The sequence below is a fragment of the Streptomyces sp. NRRL WC-3742 genome (assembly GCF_000720635.1).
In the GTDB taxonomy this organism is placed as follows: Bacteria; Actinomycetota; Actinomycetes; order Streptomycetales; family Streptomycetaceae; genus Kitasatospora.
The window spans coordinates 1-14,346 of the sequence record NZ_JOCF01000115.1 but is presented as its reverse complement, the minus strand read 5'-3'; the positions used below and the strand labels follow the sequence as shown (position 1 = coordinate 14,346).

Sequence of the window (14,346 nt, the reverse complement as noted above, 5' to 3'; positions counted from 1 at the left end):
GCCGGGGGCGGGGAGGAGCAGGCGCGGCGCGTGGGTGGGGGAGGCGACCAGGGCGAGGGGGAGTTCGGCGAGGTCGAGGTGGGCGAGCGGGGCGGGCGGCAGGGGGAAGCCCAGGGTGCCGAGCGGGCCGGGGGCGTCCAGGAGCAGGGCCGCGTCCAGGGCGCCGGCGGCGACGCCGTGGAGGAGGGCGTCGTAGGTGGTGGAGGTGTGCAGTTCGAGGCGGTGGTCGGAGAGTTGGGCGAGGGCGGCGGCGAGGTCCGCGGCCGGTATGGAGTGCAGGACGCCCAGGCGCAGGCGGGCGCGGGGGCCGGCCACCTCGCGCCGGGCCTGGTCGGCCTGCTCCAACAGTCTTCGGGACCACGGGATCAGCCGCTCGCCGGACGGGGTGGGGACCAGGCCGCGGGGCGTGCGGTGGAGCAGGGCGGTGGCCAGGCTCCGTTCCAGGGCGCGTAGTTGGGCGTCGACGGCGGAGGGGTCCAGCGCGAGGGCCGTGGCGGCTTCGGCGATGGTGTGGTGGGCGAGGACCGCCTCGAAGACGCGCAACTGACCGAGTTCCACTGGCTTTCCCGACTGCCTGGTGCTGACGAGTGCGTGCTGTGCGTGGGTGTGCGTGGGTGCACGAGGGTATGCGTGTTGCGTGTCAGCGTACGGGCAAGTGGGTCGGCGGGCGGGCGGGTCGGTCAGGTGGTTCCGGCCGGGGGCCGCTCGGCGACGGTGAGGTGGTAGTCCACCCCGGTGGAGAAGGAGCCGGACTCGCCCCGCAGGGTCAGCTCGTGCGTGCCCGGGGTGAGCGGGTCCAGGCGCACCCACAGGCCGCAGGACCAGGTGTGGGCCGAGGTCTCGGAGGTGAACGGGTTGCCCGGGACGGCGGCCATCTCGATCGGCGTCGCGTCGAAGGTCTCGGGTGTCAGGGGGCTTCCGTCCAGGGCGGCGCTGCCCTTGGCGGCCTTCATGAAGTCGGTGCAGTCGGAGGTCTGGCCGAAGATGTTCACCAGGGGGAACGCGATCGGGGCGCCGACGGGGACGGTGCAGGAGCGGCTGACGGTGCCCCCGGTGGTGCCGGCGAGGAACCAGATCCCGTCCTTCTGACCCCGGGCGCACAGGTGCCCGTCCTCGTCGAGGACCGGGTTCCGGGACTGCTCGGTGGACGCGGCCCAGGACCACCACTGGCCCTGAAGCTCCGCCGGGGTGAGCTTCCGCGCCTGGGCCGTGGCGCTCTGCGTCGGAGCGCTCTGAGTTTGAGCACTTCGAGACGTGGGCGTGGGTGAGGGCGCGGGCGCGTCGGTGCAGGCGGCGGTCAGGGCGACGGCGCCGGCGAGCAGCGCGGCCAGTCGTATGCAACGCATGGTCGGAGAGCTTAGGGCGTGTCCCGGACCTCGGCGGGACCGCCCGCCGGTCACGCCTCCGGTGGGCGGAAGGAGACCGGGGCGTCGAAGGCGGCCCGGCGGGTGGTGCGGCGCAGGGCGCGCAGGACGGGGGTGCCGAGGGTGAGGCAGAGGACGACGGTGAGGGCGGCGCGCGGGAGGTCCCAGCCGAGGGAGGTGGTGAGGCAGTAGGCGGCGAAGCGCAGGAGGTTGGCGGGCAGCGGGTCGCCGGGGACGAAGGAGATGGAGCCCGAGAGACCCGCGATGTACGGCCAGCCCTGGAGGTTCATGATCGTGCCGTAGAGGACGGCGGACAGCGCGCCGTACACCGCGAGTAGGGCGAGTTCGCCGCGCCCGCGCAGGGTGGCGGCGCCCGGGAGCAGGCCCGCGCCGAGGCAGACCCAGCCCATGGCGAGCATCTGGAACGGCAGCCACGGCCCGACCCCGCCGGTCAGCAGGGCGGAGGCGAACATCGACAGCGAGCCGAGGACGAAGCCGAAGCCCGGGCCGAGGACGCGGCCGGAGAGCACCATCAGGAAGAACATCGGCTCCAGCCCCGCCGTCCCCGCGCCCAGCGGGCGCAGCGCGGCGCCCGCCGCGGCCAGGACGCCCAGCAGGGCGACGGACTTGGCGTCCAGGCCCGGCGCGCCCCCGCCCGCCGACCGGCCCTCGCTGATCTGCGCGATGACGACGGCCAGGAGGAGCGGCAGCAGCAGGGCGAACAGCCAGGGCGCGTCGGCGGAGTGGCCGACCAGCGCGGACTTCGTCGAGGCGAGCAGCGGCCAGCCGAAGGCGGCCACGCCGACGAGGGAGACGAGGGAGAGGGCGAGGACGGAGCGGCGGCCGAGCGGCACGGGGTGACTTCTCATCACGCCAGCGCCTCCGCGACCTGGCGGACGGTGAGCCAGGGCCCCGGCGCCAGCACCTTGGCGACCTGCGGGGCGAAGGCGGGGGAGGAGACCACGACCTCGGCGGTCGGGCCGTCCGCGACGACCTCGCCCTCGGCCAGGATCACCGTGCGGTGGGCGAGTTCGGCGGCCAGCTCGACGTCGTGGGTGGCCAGCAGGACGGCGTGCCGCTCGGCGGCGAGGTCGCGCAGGACGGCGACCAGCCGGGCCTTGGCGGCGTAGTCCAGGCCGCGGGTCGGCTCGTCGAGCAGCAGCAGCGGGGGCCGGGCGGTGAGCACCACGGCCAGGGCCAGGGTGAGCCGCTGGCCCTCGGAGAGGTCGCGCGGGTGCGCGGTGTCGGCGATGCCGGGCAGCAGCCGCTCCACCAGGGCGCGGCAGGTGCCGGGTTCGGCGTGCGCGTCGGAGTCGGCGGCGGCGCACTCGGCGGCCACCGACTCGCCGTACAGCAGGTCGCGCGGGTCCTGCGGGACGAGGCCGACCTCGCGGATCAGCTCGGCCGGGCGGGTGCGGTGCGGGATGCGGCCGCCGACCCGGACGGTGCCGAAGGCGGGCGCGTGCAGTCCGACCAGGCTGCCCAGGAGGGTGGACTTGCCGGCGCCGTTGCGGCCCATCAGGGCGGTGATCTCGCCGGGGCACAGCACGAGGTCGACGCCGCGCAGCGCGGGCACCGGGCCCCGGCGCACGACGAGGCGCTCGACGGCGGCGACGGGGTCGGACGTCGGGGTCACGGGGGTGGCGGGGGCGCGCCCGTCGAGGCGTTCGCGCAGGCCGGCGGCCTTGCGGCGGGCGTCGCGGACGGACAGCGGCAGCGGCCGCCACCCGGCGAGCCGGCCCAGGCCCACCACCGGCGGGTGCACCGGCGAGTGCGCCATCACCTCGGCCGGCTCGCCCAGCACGGGCGGGGCGCCGGGGCTCAGCAACAGGACCTGGTCGGCGTACTGGACCACCCGTTCCAGCCGGTGCTCGGCCATCAGCACGGTGGTGCCCAGGTCGTGCACCAGGCGCTGCAGGACGGCCAGCACCTCCTCGGCCGCGCCAGGGTCGAGCGCCGAGGTGGGCTCGTCCAGGACGAGGACGCGCGGGTGCACGGTGAGCACCGAGCCGATCGCGACGCGCTGCTGTTGGCCGCCGGAGAGTGAGGTGAGGGCGCGGCCGCGCAGGTCGGCGAGCCCCAGGAGGTCGAGGGTCTCCTCGACGCGGCGGCGCATCACGTCGCCCGGCAGGCCCAAGGACTCCATGCCGTAGGCGAGTTCGTCCTCCACGGTGTCGGTGACGAAGTGTGCGAGCGGGTCCTGCCCGACGGTGCCGACCAGGTCGGCGAGGTCACGCGGACGGTGCTCGCGGGTGTCCCGCCCGGCGACCGTCACCCGGCCGTGCAGCACCCCGCCCGTGAAGTGCGGCACCAGGCCGGAGACCGTGCCCAGCAGCGTCGACTTGCCCGAGCCGGACGGGCCCACCAGCAGGCACAGTTCGCCCTCGGGCACCGTCAGGTCGAGGCCGCTGAGGGCGGTTTCGGGGCGGCCAACGCCGGTACCAGGCCCAGCAGTACGGCCAGGACGGCGCCCAGCGGCAGCGCGGGGACGGACGGCGGGACGACGGTCGGGGCGAAGGCGGCGGGGTCGGCGCCCGCCAGGTACGTGGTCAGCGCGGCCACGGCGAGGCCGGAGGTGGCGGTGAGCCACTCGGGGAGCACCCAAGGGTCGGGCCGGTAACGGGTTCTGACGGACCGTCGGCTGCCGAGCGCCAGCCCGGCGAAGGCGGCGGCCAGGCCCAGGGCGAGGACGGGCAGCGCCCAGCCGGTGCCGCCCGCCGTCAGCAGGCCGTACGCGGCCAGGCAGACGCCCAGCAGCCCGGCCAGGGTGAGCGCGGCCGTGGCGAGGGCGAGGCGGCGCGGGACGTCGGCGGTACGGCCGAAACCACGGGTGTCCATGGCGGCGGCGAGCGCCACCGAACGCTCCAACGCGCCCTCCAGGACCGGGAGTCCGACGCTCAGCACGGCGGCGATGCCCCGGTCCTCACGGCCCCGCAGACGGCGGGCCGCACGCAGGCGGCGCACGTCGGCCACCAGATTCGGGGCGAAGGTCATCGCCACGACCACCGCCACCCCCGCCTCGTACAACGCCCCGGGCAGGGCCCGCAGCAGGCGCGCCGGGCTGGCGAGGGAGTTGGCGGCGCCCACGCAGACCAGCAGGGTCGCCAGGCGCAGCCCGTCGTAGAGCGCGGCCAGCAGGCCCTCCAACGTCACCCGGCCACCGATTCGCACCCCCTGCGCCCAGGCGGGCAGGGGCACTTCGGGCAGGGAGAACAGCACATGCGTACCGGGCACCGGCGAACCGAGCAGCACGGCGAACACCACCCGGATGCCCAGCACGACCAGCCCCAGGCGCAGGAACGCCCCGTACGACCGCGACCAGGGCGCATCGCCGCGCCGCGCGGCGACGACGTAGCCGGCGACGGCGGCGATCAGGAGAAGGATCGCGGGATTGGTGGTGCGGGTCGCTGCCGCACCCATCCCGAGCGCCCACAACCACCAGGCACCGGGGTGCAGTTGGCGCGGCCCGGCGGGCGTTCGGGTACTGCGGGGAGGGGGCACGGGGGTGTTCCTGGTAGGTGGGGTGGTCAGGCGCTGGTGGGCGCGTGGGAAGTCAGGCCCGCCGACTTCCTGTGCACGGGGTTGGGGGTGGGCGGCATGGGCTGGTCCTTGAGGCCGGTCACGTCGAACGGCGGCGGCGGGCCTGCCAGACGGCGCCGCCCGCCAGAACGGCGACCAGTGCGCCACCGGCGATCAGGCCGAGGTCGGGGCCGCTCGACGGGGAGGAGCCGGGGGCGGCGGCCGCCGGTTGGGCGGCCGAGCCGAGCTGGTCGGCGCAACCGGCCTTCGGGAAGCCGGAGATGGCGCAGAGCAGGCCGTTGGTGTCGTAGCGCAGCGGCGGTGCGGCGGCGGCCAGCACCTCGGCCGAGGTGGCGCCCGGCGCGACGGAGGCGCACAGCGTGCGCTGCTCCGGCGGCGGCCCGGCGGAGCCGGCGTCCTCGGCGGTGCCGAAGTCCAGCACCACGGCCACCCGCTTGCGGCCCTGCTGCGCAGGTGTGCCCGCGCACGCGGCGGCGAAGTCGGCGCCGACGCGCGGCTTGGCGGCGTCCTGGCCACCGTCGGGGCTCACGGCGAACCGCCACCCGTCCACCGCCCCGTCCGTCGGGACGGCGATCGCGGGCCCCTGCTGCTGATAGGCCCACCCGCCGTCCGCCCCACGCCAGAACGACCAGTACCGATACCCGGCAGCCTCCGCCGTCCCGGCCCCCGCGAGGACGACGAGCACGGCCAACACCGGCACCAGCACAACCCCGAGCCGGCCCCCACGCCGTGTGCCGCTACGCGCACCCGCCCCGGCAGCCCGGCCGGCCACGGCGGTGCCGCGGCCCGGGCGGACGGCCCGGGCCGCGGAGAGGCGGTGGGTATCGGCAGCCGAAGGAGTGTCGGCCGTGGTGAGGGCTGGGAGGCCGGCGGCCTGGGCGGGCTGGCCGGTGGTGCTCGCACGGCGCTCGACGGGGTGGGTGTCTGCCGCTGCGGGGGAGCTGTCGGGGCTGCCGGTGTCGCCGCCCGGGCGGGTGGCCCGGGTGGCGGGGTGGGGGGCGGAGGTCATGGGCGGGGGGTGCGCTTGCGCTGGAGGCTGAGGAGGAAGCCGCCGCCGATGCCGACGAGGAGGCCGACGATGATGAGCCAGTACTGGCCGATGCCGTCGTTGTGCTTGGGCTCGGAGGTGGTGGTGGGCGCGGGGGCGGTGGTGGCCTTGGGGGTGGGGCCGAGGGCGGTGAGTTGGCCGGTGAGGGCGGCGGTGTCGCCGTGGGCGGCCTGGGTGACGAGGAGGAGGCTGGCGGTGGCGCCCGCGTCGGTGCCGTTCTTGGTCCAGGTGGCGCCCTGCCCGGTGAGCCAGTCGACGGCGTCGGCGGCCTGCTGGGGGTGGCCGGACTGGATGAGGCCGAGGGCGGCCCAGGCGGTGGCGGTGTAGTCGGGGGTGGGGGCCGCGCCGGGGGTGGTGAGGGTGAGGTGGTTGCCGCCCGAGGTGAGCTGGGCGGTGACGTACGCGGCGACGGCCTCGCCCGAGTCGAGGCGGGAGACCGGTCCGGTGGCGGCGGCGTCGGTGCAGGCCAGGGCCTTGGGCGCGGCGTCGCTGCGGACGGTGGTGGCGACGGGCAGGTGTCCGCCGGCGGCGGCGAGGGCGGCTTGGCCGGTGGCGAGGGAGTTGGGGGCGAGCGCGCCGCCCTGGGGGGCCGGCTGGTAGGCGAAGGCGCCGCGCTGGTCGGCGGGGGCGGCGCAGCCGAGCTGGTAGAGCGCGAGCCCGTCGTACGCGGACTTGCCGGACTTGGCGACGCCCGCCGGGTCGGTCCTGGCGGCGAGGAGGGCGCTGATCGCGAGGGCGGTGGAGTTGGCGTCGCCCGGGTTGCCGGGGTTGTAGGCCCAGCTGCCGTCCGCGTTCTGGTTGGCCTTGAACCACTTGACGCCCTTGTCGACGGCGTCCTGGTGCCCGCCGAGGGCGATGAGGGCCTGGACGGCGACGGCGGTGGCGTTGCTGTCCTCGAACTTGGCGTCGCAGGCCGCGCCGGCGGCCCGGTAGGAGGGCCAGCCGCCGTCCTCGCACTGCTGGCCGGTGAGCCAGGCGACCGCCGAGTCGGCCGGGGTGACCTTGGCGCCGGCCAGCGCGGTCAGGGCGAGGGACTGCCGCCAGACGCCGTCGTACGTCGGGTCGCCCTTGCCGTACAGGCCCTCCGGGATGGCGGGCGTGGGAACGTCGGCGAGGGCCGGGGCGGCGGCGAGGCCCGTCAGCAGCACGGAGGACAGCGCGGCGGACAGGGCGGCGGCGCCCAGGCGGGCGGCGGTGAGCATGATGCGGTCGTGCCTTTCGGTGAGCGGGGGCGGCCCCGGGCGGGCCCGTCGACTCTAGCCGCCGGGCCGCGGGACGGGCCCCGGGCCGCCGCGTACCGGAGCAGGGCCCGGAGAGGGAGCCGGATCAGGAACGGGACCCGGAGCCGGAGCAGGACCCGGAGCAGGAACAGGTTTCAACTTCAGGGCAGGTTGAGCAGCCGCGCCGCGGTGTGCAGGTCGGCCCGGACCTCGGCGATCGAGGAGCGGCCGGAGAGCCAGGAGACGAGCGCCGAGTGCCAGGTGTGCTCGATGACGCGCACGGCGGCGCGCTGGCTCTCGCTGGGCGGGCCGGACTGCCCGATCGCGTCGAGGATGAGCTGTCCGGTGGCTCCGCTGACCTGGTCCACCTCGGCGCCGACGGAGCGGTCCGCGAAGGACAGCGCCCGCACCATCGCCTCCGCGAGCAGCGGTTCGCGCTGCAGCGCGTGGAACGCCCGGGTGAGGGTGTCGGCGACGCGCAGGGCGGGTTCCTCCTCGGTCGGCGGGTGGCGCCGGATGTGGTCCTGGAGGCCCTGCAACTGCTCCAGCATCACCGCGACCAGCAGGTGCACCTTGGACGGGAAGTACCGGTACAGCGTGCCGAGCGCCACCTGCGCGCCCTCCGCGACCTCCCGCATCTGCACCGCCTCGTACCCGCCGCGCGCCGCCAGCGCGGTCGCGGCCCGCAGGATGCGCTGCCGGCGCTCGGCCTGGCGGGCGGTCAGCGGAGCGGCATCGGAAACCGAGGGGACCACCGAGGGCGAAGGGGCGGACGAGGCGGACGACGGCAAGGAGTGCTCCCGGGGCGCGTGGGCGGTGACGTGCTCCACCGTGGACGGCACGGGTCGACGCGGGGTCGACCGGGCCGGCGTGGCGGGAATCACCAGCCCTGGCTCCTGAGCGGATGCTACGGGCCGGTATCTTCGAGGTCTCTCATTGTTCACACGGTCGATGACGAGTTCCACAGCCACTGAAACCTGATCTACTTTAGCGACCGGCACACCGACCGGCAGCACAGATCGCAGCGAGAGATGAGGGCCCAGGATGACCGCGCAGCCGCTGCGCATCGCCCTGTTGTCGTACCGGGGGGACCCCTTCTGCGGTGGCCAGGGCGTCTACGTCCGTCACCTCTCCCGCGAACTGGCCAGGCTGGGCCACCATGTGGACGTGATCGGCTCGCAGCCGTACCCGGTGCTGGACGAGGTGGAGGGCCCCGGCTCGGTGCGCCTGGTCGAGCTGCCCAGCCTGGACCTCTACCGCGCGGACGACCCGTTCCGCACCCCCGCCCGCGAGGAGTTCCGCGGCGCGGTGGACGCCCTGGAGTACGCGACCATGCGCACCGGCGGCTTCCCCGAGCCGCTGACCTTCTCGCTGCGCGCCCGGCGGTACCTGGCCGCCCACAAGGGCCGCTACGACGTGGTGCACGACAACCAGACCCTCGGCTACGGCCTGCTGGGCCTGGCCCGGCACGGGTTCCCGCTGGTCACCACGATCCACCACCCGATCACCGTGGACCGCCGCCTGGAGCTGGAGGCGGCCCCCACCCGGCTCAAGCGGCTGTCGCTGCGCCGCTGGTACGCCTTCACCCGGATGCAGCGCCGCGTAGCCGCCCGGCTGGACCACGTGCTGACCGTCTCCGGCACCTCGAAGCGCGAGATCGCCGAGCACCTGGGCGCCGCGCCGGGCGCGATCTCGGTGGTGCCGATCGGCGCCGACACCCGGCTCTGGTCGCCCTCCGAGGGCGTCGAGCGGGTGAAGGGCCGCATCGTCACCACCTCCAGTGCGGACGTCCCGCTCAAGGGCCTGGTGTACCTGGTGGAGGCGCTGGCGAAGGTCCGCACCGAGCGCGAGGCGCACCTGGTGGTGGTCGGCAAGCCGCAGAAGGACGACGGGCCGGTGGCCGAGGCGGTGCGCCGCTTCGGGCTGGCCGAGCACATCGAGTTCCGTACGGGCCTGAGCGACGCCGAGCTGGTGGACCTCTACCGCTCCGCCGAGGTGGCCTGCGTCCCCTCGCTGTACGAGGGCTTCTCGCTGCCCGCCGCCGAGGCGATGGCCACCGGCACGCCGCTGGTCGCCACCACCGGCGGGGCGATCCCCGAGGTGGCGGGGCCGGACGGCGAGACCTGCCTGTCCGTGCCGCCGGGGGAGGCGGACCGGCTGGCCGCGGCGCTCGGCCGGCTGCTGGACGACCCGGAGCTGAGGGCGCGGCTGGGCGCGGCCGGACGGGAGCGGGTGCTGGCCCGGTTCACCTGGGAGCGGGCCGCCGAGCTGACCGCCGAGGCGTACCGCGCGGCGATCGCCACCGGCTCCGGTGCGCGGGCCCGCTCGGGCCCGGGCTGGCGGTACGTGCCCTAGGACGTGCCCTGGTGCCCTAGCGCCCCAGTGGCCTGGGGCGCGCACATACATACCTGACGGTGCGTCAAGAACGCTTGTCGGCAATAGGAATGGGAGCCCAGCAGTGCTGACCGTCGATTTCTCGCGCTTCCCGCTCGCCCCCGGCGACCGGGTGCTCGACCTGGGCTGCGGCGGGGGCCGGCACGCGTTCGAGTGCTACCGCCGCGGCGCCAACGTGATCGCCCTCGACCAGAACGCCGAGGAGATCGCCGAGGTCAAGAAGTGGTTCGCCGCGATGGAGCAGGCCGGTGAGGCCCCCGAGGGCGCGTCGGCGGTCGCGATGGAGGGCAACGCGCTGGCGCTGCCGTTCGAGGACGGGTACTTCGACAAGATCATCATCTCCGAGGTGATGGAGCACATACCCGATGACGAGGGCGTGCTCGCCGAGATGTTCCGCGTCCTGAAGCCGGGCGGCCTGCTCGCCGTCACCGTGCCGCGCTGGCTGCCGGAGAAGATCTGCTGGGCGCTGTCCGACGAGTACCACGAGGTCGAGGGCGGCCACATCCGGATCTACCGGGGCGACGAACTGCTCGGCAAGATCAAGGCCGCGGGCCTGGAGCCGTACGGCAGCCACCACGCGCACGCCCTGCACTCCCCGTACTGGTGGATCAAGTGCGCGGTGGGCGTGGACAACGACAAGGCGCTGCCCGTCAAGGCGTACCACCAGCTGCTCGTCTGGGACATCGTCGGCACCCCGGTGATCAGCAGCCTCACCAAGGCCGCGGAGAAGGCGCTCAACCCGCTCATCGGCAAGAGCTTCGTCGCGTACGCCTCGAAGCCGCACGCCTCGAAGCCGCATGCCTCCGAGCCGCAGCAGGCGACGGCGAAGGCCGGGGCATGACCGCCGCCGTCCCCGAGGTGCTGCTCCTCGACGGGGTGCTGGACGCCGAGCAGGCCGCCGACACCGTGCGCAGCATCCTCGCCGAGCAGCGCCCCGACGGTGCCATCCCGTGGTTCGCCGGCCACCACCTCGACCCGTGGGACCACACCGAGGCCGCCATGGCCCTGGACACCGCCGGCGAGCACGCCGCCGCCGAGGCCGCCTACCGCTGGCTCGCCGAGCACCAGAACCCGGACGGCTCCTGGTACGCCGCCTACACCGACGGCGTGGTGACCGACCGCTCCAAGGAGACCAACTTCTGCGCCTACGTGGCCGTCGGGGTCTGGCACCACCACCTCAGCACCGGCGACGACGCCTTCCTGGAGTGGATCTGGCCGGTCGTGCGGCAGGCGCTGGACTTCATCGTCGAGCAGCGGCTGCCCGACGGCCCGATCGCCTGGCGCGTCGGCGAGGACGGCACCGCCACCGGCGAGGCGCTGCTCACCGGCTCGTCCAGCATCCTGCACGCGCTGCGCTGCGGCCTCGCCATCGCCGAGTACCGCGAAGAGCCGCAGCCCGACTGGGAGTTGGCGGCCGGACGGCTGCGCCACGCGATCGCCCACCACCCCGAGCGGTTCCTCGACAAGGACCGCTACTCCATGGACTGGTACTACCCCGTCCTCGGTACGGGCCTGCGCGGCGACGCCGCCGTGGCCCGGATCGAGCGGGAGTGGGAGCGCTTCGTCGTGCCGGGCCTCGGTGTGCGCTGCGTCAGCGACCGCCCCTGGGTGACGGGCGGCGAGAGCGCCGAACTCGCCCTCGCGCTCTGGGCGATCGGCCAGTCCGACCGCGCGGTGGACATCCTGCGCTGGATCCAGCGCCACCTGCGGCACGAGGACGGCTCGTACTGGACGGGGTACGTCTTCGAGGACGACGCCATCTGGCCGGAGGAGCGCACCACCTGGACGGCCGGGGCGCTGCTGCTCGCGGTGGCCGCGCTCGGCGGGGACCCGGCGACGGTCGCGGTGTTCGGCGGCGAGGACCTGCCGGCGGGCCTGGTGGTCCAGGACTGCTGCTGACGGACGGCGGCCCTGCGAGGGGTACGCGAAAGGGCACGAGGAAGGGGCGGGACCGGAGAAACCGGTCCCGCCCCTTCCTCGTACGTGCGTACGGGCGGTCAGCCGCGCTGGATGCCCGTGGTGTCGGCCAGGACGCCCTGGGAGCCGTCCGGCAGCTGGGCGACGAGCGCCGTACCGCGCTGCTCGACGGCCAGGTACCAGGTGCCCGGAACGACCTCGCCGACCGGGGCGCCGGCCGGGTTGTCCTTCGGCGCCAGCTGGCGCGGGGCCGGGACGGCGAACCAGAAGGGCTGGAAGTCCGCGGCCGGGGCGCCACCGGCGGCCGGCTGCGCGACCTGGGTCGGCTGCGGGGCCGGCACGCCGGCGTCCTGCGGCTGGACCGGGGCCACGGGCTGGCCGGGCTGCGGCTGGCCGGCGCCCGGGTAGCCGTAGCCGCCCGGGGTGGGCTGGGCGCCGAACGCCGGGTCGTGGCCCTGCGCCGGGTAGCCGTACTGGCCGGGCTGCGGCTGGCCGGGCTGGCCCGGCACCGGGTAGCCGCCCTGGTAGGGGACGGCCGGACGGTCGGTCACCAGCGGGGCCTTGAGCGCCGGCATCAGCGGGCCGGCCGCGGCCGCACCGGCCAGGACGATCAGCGAGATGAAGCCGAGCCAGGCACCGAAACCGTGACCGGCGTTGGTGCCGTAGGTGTCACCACCGCCGCCGAGCGCCCAGATGGAGGCCCACAGCGCGGACACGGCGAACGCGATGCCCCACTGGTCCAGCCGCAGGCCGAGCACCTGGCGGTTGGCGGCAGCCGGGCCCTGGAACCGCTGCACGAGGATCAGCGCCGCGGCGAGGATGCCGAGGAGGTAGACCGAAGGCAGGACGGGGAACCACGCGGTGCTCCACGCGTTGGTCGACACGCAGAACCTGCTGTCGTTGCAACCCGGGGTCCAGTAGGGCAGGAAGGAGGCGATGAAGAGCAGGACGGCCCCGCCTGCGACGGCGGCGTCTCCCCTGGTGAGAGCGCGCAGATTCACTAACGTTCCCCTCGTTGACGTGTCGTGGACGGTGATTCGTGCGGTCGGGGTGACCGGCCGAAACTCCCGAACGGACCAGAAGCCTAGGGCCAACCGTCCCGCCGGTGCACAGCGGGACCGGGAACGGGGCGAATTCGTTGCAAACCGTGCGGGCCGGTCGCGGTTCGGACCGCCCCGACCCCGCCGTCACCGGGTGGTCAGATAAGCCGTCAGCGCGTCGGCGATCCCCAGTGCGGCCTGTTGGCGCCACTGAGGGTCCGTCATTCGCTTGGCATCCGTCGAGTTGCGCATGTTACCGCACTCGATGAACACCTTGGGGACGGAGGAGAGGTTGAGTCCGCCGAGGTCCGAACGGGTGTCCAGGCCCTCACTGGCGGTGTAGTCCGCGTACGGCTCACCGGTCGCGGCGTGGAAGTGCTCGCGCAGCAGCAGGCCGAGGCGGTGCGAGGGCTCGACGATCGCGGAGTTGTCCGCCTTACCGGCGACGACCTTCGCGGGCATGATCACGTGGAAGCCGCTGCCGCTCGCCGGGCCGCCGTCCCCGTGGACGGAGAGCGCGACGTCGGCGTGCGCCACGGCGCCCGCGCGGGCGCGCTCGTCGATGCACGGGCCCCAGGGGCGGTCGCCGTCCTGCACCAGGACGACGGTGGCGCCGCGGGCGGCGAGGATCTCGCGGGCGCGGCGGGAGACGTCGAGGGCGTACTCGGCCTCGGTGTACCCGGCGTTGGTCTCGGTGCCGGTGGTGTCGCACTCCTTGCGGCTGTTGCCGATGTCGACCTGGCGGTTGATCTCGGAGGGGTGCTGGAAGTTGCCGGGGTTGTGGCCGGGGTCGAGGACGATCGTGCGGCCGGCGAGGGTGGGGGCCGCCGGGGTGGGGGCGGGGGTGGGGGCCGGCGTCGGCGCGGCGGCCGCGGTGGGTGCGGCGGCGACGGGCGGGGTGAGCGGCGTCGTCTGCGCCTCGGTGGCCGTGGGGGAGGCGACGGCGGTGGCGGTGGCGGCCGGGGCGTCGTCGATGGCCCGCCAGCCCAGCCAGCCCGCCGTGCACAGGGGGACGACCGCGGCCACCACGGTGGTGGCGCGCAGTAGGGCGGAGCGGCGGGGCGGTGTCACGGGAGGGTCAGATCCTGTCCTGGTTCGGCGCGGTCAGGCCGTAGGTCTCGGCGATCGACTTCCACTTGGTGGAGAACTCCGCCTTCGCCTTCCTGGCCTGTGCGCTGAAGGCGTCGCCGCGCTTCTGGTCGTCGGTGGACGGAGCCCTGCCCGAGCAGCCCTGTTGCGCGATGGCGTGCGCCCACGTCGCGTACGCCTTGTCCATGTCGATGGACGCCTGCCAGGCGGACTTCAACGAGTTGACGGCCTCCGCTCCGCCCGGCACCTCCACGACGCTCTTCTCGGGGAGTTGATCCAGCAGCTTCTGGCGCTGGGCGGCATCGCCGTCGAAGACGGCGGCCGCCTTCTCGATCTCCGTCTTCGCGGGGCAACTGGTCACCTGTGCGACGGCGTTGCCGATCTGGGCGGTCCCGACCTCGCCGAGCAGGTCGTTCAGTGCCTTCGCCTGGGCGGCGGCGTGCGGGCCCGCGGTCGCGGTGGGGGAGGGCGCTGAGGTGGGGGCGGTCGACGTCGAGGTGTCCGCCGTGGTGGGGGCGGCCGTGGGCAGCGGCTGGGGGGCGCCGGTGGCGGGCGCGGGTGGGGCGACGGTCGGTACGGGTGCGGCGCCCTTGTCCTCGTCGCTGCCGGAGGTCATCAGCAGGCCGCCGCCGATGGCGAGGACCAGCAGGACGGCGCCACCGATCAGCAGCAGCGGCCGACGGTCGGCCGGTCCGGTGGCCGGTTCGGCGGGCTGCGGCGGGGTGGCCGGGGGC

Annotated in this window: 14 protein-coding genes; 3 read left to right on the top strand and 11 right to left on the bottom strand. The window is 75.0% G+C overall.

Annotation, left to right across the window (positions count from 1 at the left end; translation table 11 throughout):
- From IH61_RS0138305 to IH61_RS0138270, 8 genes are all read right to left on the bottom strand, one after another.
- Positions 1-558 (bottom strand): LysR family transcriptional regulator (locus IH61_RS0138305; RefSeq protein ID WP_037973946.1); only part of this gene is annotated, 558 nt, incomplete at its 3' end.
- A 122-nt stretch (positions 559-680) separates the two neighbouring features.
- Complete coding sequence (locus IH61_RS49330) at positions 681-1,346, bottom strand: signal protein (RefSeq protein WP_234327518.1); 666 nt, start codon at positions 1,344-1,346, stop codon at positions 681-683.
- A 50-nt stretch (positions 1,347-1,396) separates the two neighbouring features.
- Positions 1,397-2,233, bottom strand: a complete 837-nt coding sequence (locus IH61_RS0138295; protein WP_031078728.1) for an ECF transporter S component — start codon at positions 2,231-2,233, stop codon at positions 1,397-1,399.
- Positions 2,233-3,756, bottom strand: a complete 1,524-nt coding sequence (locus tag IH61_RS0138290) for an ABC transporter ATP-binding protein (RefSeq protein ID WP_234327517.1) — start codon at positions 3,754-3,756, stop codon at positions 2,233-2,235. The genes IH61_RS0138295 and IH61_RS0138290 overlap by 1 nt, the downstream gene beginning before the upstream one ends.
- Before the next feature lie 2 nt (positions 3,757-3,758).
- Positions 3,759-4,895, bottom strand: coding sequence for a CbiQ family ECF transporter T component (locus IH61_RS0138285; protein ID WP_031078724.1), 1,137 nt, complete (start codon positions 4,893-4,895; stop codon positions 3,759-3,761).
- 88 nt (positions 4,896-4,983) lie between these two features.
- On the bottom strand, positions 4,984-5,913 hold the full coding sequence (locus IH61_RS0138280) for an SCO2322 family protein (protein WP_324607647.1): 930 nt from the start codon (positions 5,911-5,913) through the stop codon (positions 4,984-4,986).
- Entirely contained in the window at positions 5,910-7,154 is a 1,245-nt protein-coding gene (locus IH61_RS0138275) for a prenyltransferase/squalene oxidase repeat-containing protein (protein WP_031078720.1), read from the bottom strand. The genes IH61_RS0138280 and IH61_RS0138275 overlap by 4 nt, the downstream gene beginning before the upstream one ends.
- 179 nt (positions 7,155-7,333) lie before the next feature.
- Entirely contained in the window at positions 7,334-8,014 is a 681-nt protein-coding gene (locus tag IH61_RS0138270) for a TetR family transcriptional regulator (RefSeq protein ID WP_420714069.1), read from the bottom strand.
- A gap of 202 nt (positions 8,015-8,216) precedes the next feature.
- Between IH61_RS0138270 and IH61_RS0138265 the strand changes: the two genes are divergently transcribed.
- The 3 genes from IH61_RS0138265 to IH61_RS0138255 all read left to right on the top strand — a co-directional run bounded on the left by IH61_RS0138265 (position 8,217) and on the right by IH61_RS0138255 (position 11,465).
- Positions 8,217-9,527: a glycosyltransferase family 4 protein gene (locus tag IH61_RS0138265; protein WP_031078716.1), complete on the top strand. Its 1,311-nt coding sequence runs from the start codon at positions 8,217-8,219 to the stop codon at positions 9,525-9,527.
- Between the two features lie 103 nt (positions 9,528-9,630).
- Positions 9,631-10,407 (top strand): class I SAM-dependent methyltransferase, encoded by a 777-nt coding sequence (locus tag IH61_RS0138260; RefSeq protein WP_051838714.1) that lies wholly within the window; start codon positions 9,631-9,633, stop codon positions 10,405-10,407.
- Positions 10,404-11,465 (top strand): prenyltransferase, encoded by a 1,062-nt coding sequence (locus IH61_RS0138255; protein ID WP_031078712.1) that lies wholly within the window; start codon positions 10,404-10,406, stop codon positions 11,463-11,465. Before IH61_RS0138260 ends, IH61_RS0138255 begins: the two co-directional genes overlap by 4 nt.
- Positions 11,466-11,563: 98 nt before the next feature.
- Here the strand turns inward: IH61_RS0138255 and IH61_RS0138250 are convergent, their stop codons facing one another.
- The 3 genes from IH61_RS0138250 to IH61_RS0138240 form a co-directional block, all read right to left on the bottom strand.
- Positions 11,564-12,484 (bottom strand): hypothetical protein, encoded by a 921-nt coding sequence (locus IH61_RS0138250; protein WP_031078711.1) that lies wholly within the window; start codon positions 12,482-12,484, stop codon positions 11,564-11,566.
- Between the two features lie 186 nt (positions 12,485-12,670).
- The gene (locus tag IH61_RS0138245; protein WP_031078709.1) at positions 12,671-13,594 is read right to left on the bottom strand and encodes an N-acetylmuramoyl-L-alanine amidase; all 924 of its coding nucleotides are present in this window, start codon (positions 13,592-13,594) and stop codon (positions 12,671-12,673) included.
- Positions 13,595-13,601: 7 nt separating this feature from the next.
- Positions 13,602-14,346: hypothetical protein (locus tag IH61_RS0138240; RefSeq protein WP_031078707.1), on the bottom strand; the 745-nt coding region annotated here is incomplete at its 5' end.